The sequence below is a fragment of the Pseudomonas sp. PS01299 genome (assembly GCF_029960145.1).
Classification (GTDB): domain Bacteria; phylum Pseudomonadota; class Gammaproteobacteria; order Pseudomonadales; family Pseudomonadaceae; genus Aquipseudomonas; species Aquipseudomonas putida_A.
On sequence record NZ_JASCPO010000444.1, the window covers coordinates 1 to 2,081 of the forward strand.

Below are 2,081 nucleotides of genomic sequence, written 5' to 3' on the forward strand. Positions count from 1 at the left end.
CGCGAAGGCGGTATCACATTCAACGCTTCAGTTGACTGACCCACCGCCTTCGCGAGCAAGCCCGCTCCCACAAGGGGACTGAGCCGGATCATCAGGGCGACGCGTGTTCATAGGGAGTATTGAATGAAAGCCTGGCGTGGCGTGCTGATCGCCTTGTCGTTCCTGCTGCTCAGCGGCTGTCTGGTGACCTTCAAGGACCCGCTGCCTGCCAGTGACCCGGCGCCCAAGGGCCTGCTGGGCACGTGGTCGAGCACCAATGCCTGGGGCGAGCCGATGAACCTTGAGCTGACCCGCGTCGGCAACGATCGCTATCAGGCCGTCACCTGGTTCAAGGCCCGGCCTCACGAGCGCGAGGCGTACCCGTTCACCGTGTCGCGCCATGGCAGTCGCTGGTACCTCTCGGCGAAAGTGCCGGCGCGTTACGGTGGCCAATACACCATCGCCGGTTTCGAAATCACCGACAAACACGAGCTGGTGGTGTACAACCTCGACCTCGAACAGATCAATCAGGCGATCAAGCAGCAAGCCCTCGACGGCAAGGCTTTCCAGACCGAGGACGACGGCGACGGCGTGCAAGTCGACAGTAGCCTCGACAAGGTCTTTGCTTACCTCGACGATCCGGCCAATTCCGATGTATTCGTCGAGGCCGCGCGCTATCAGCGCCAGGCCCGCGCCAAATAATTCAGTTTTCTACAGGAGTTTCGGGTGGACGATTACCAGCAGACGATACGCACGCTGTCCGATCGCATTGTGCTGGCGCAGACGCCGATCCGCGTGCTCGATGCGGTGAAGTGGGACGAGAACATCCGCAAGGGCTTTCTCAAGGCCAAGGGCAAGGAAATGCCGGCGGTGGATCGCGACTACTACCTCAATCGGCCGCTGTCCTTCGATTCGAGCAAGGTCAAACTGGAATTCCAGAACATCGAGCGCGACATCACCCGCCAGCTCGGCCAGTTCAACCCGGTCGGGCAGATCATGCGGCGCATGTGCAAGGAATACCGCATGGTGGTGCGCATGCTCGAAGCGCGCGGCACCGAGGATTTCGGCCTGATCTCCCAGGAACTCTACGGCGCCGCCTCCGATGCGTTCCACGCCGGCGACCCGACCCTGGCCGACCTCGGCCTGATGATGTCCGACTACCTGAACAACATTGATGGCCGTGGCGACCTGAAGGACGAACCGAAGATCCTCACCGCCAAGGATGCCGTGCACCTGCTGCAAACCCGGTTGAACAAGGTATTTGGCGAGGCCGAGGAAACCATCCGCGTGTTCGAGTCCGACGGCATCGTCGCCGACGCGGCGGCAGGCGCCGACTACATCAAGATCCGCACCGACGCGCTGTTCAACGACCGCGACGTGCGTGCACTGGAGGTCCACGAAGGTCTGGTGCACGTCGGCACCACGCTCAATGGCTTGAACCAGCCGATCTGCACCTTCCTGTCCAAAGGCCCACCGTCGTCGACGGTGACCCAGGAAGGCCTGGCGATCCTGATGGAAATCATCACCTTCGCCTCCTACCCAAGCCGTCTGCGCAAACTGACCAACCGCACCCGCGCGATTCACATGGTCGAGGAGGGCGCGGACTTTTTGCAGGTGTTCGAGTTCTTCCGCGAGCAGGGCTTTGAAATGGCCGAAAGCTACGGCAACGCCAGCCGGGTGTTCCGCGGTTCGACCCCGACCGGTCTGCCATTCACCAAAGACTTGTCCTATCTCAAGGGCTTTATCATGGTTTACAACTACATTCAGTTGGCCGTGCGTAAGGGCAAGCTTGAGCAAGTGCCGCTGCTGTTCTGCGGCAAGACCACCCTGGAAGACATGCGTACCCTGCGTCAGTTGGTCGATGAAGGTCTGGTGGTGCCGCCGAAATATTTGCCGGAACAGTTCCGTGACATGAACGCGCTGTCGGCGTGGATGTGCTTCTCCAACTTCCTCAATCACTTGAGCCTGGACCGGATCGAGGCGGATTACTCCAACATCCTCTGAACCACACACAAACCCCTTGTAGGAGTGAGCCTGCTCGCGATAGCAGTGTGTCAATCAACATAAATATCGACTGGCACACCGCTATCGCGAGCAGGCTC

General features: G+C 60.3%; 2 protein-coding genes. Both read left to right on the forward strand.

Annotated elements, in window-relative coordinates:
* The first annotated feature begins 123 nt into the window (after positions 1 to 123).
* Complete coding sequence (locus tag QMX91_RS30825; RefSeq protein ID WP_098967420.1) at positions 124 to 681, forward strand: hypothetical protein; 558 nt, start codon at positions 124 to 126, stop codon at positions 679 to 681.
* A 24-nt stretch (positions 682 to 705) separates the two neighbouring features.
* The gene (locus QMX91_RS30830) at positions 706 to 1,983 is read left to right on the forward strand and encodes a flavohemoglobin expression-modulating QEGLA motif protein (protein WP_003222055.1); all 1,278 of its coding nucleotides are present in this window, start codon (positions 706 to 708) and stop codon (positions 1,981 to 1,983) included.
* Positions 1,984 to 2,081: the final 98 nt, after the last annotated feature.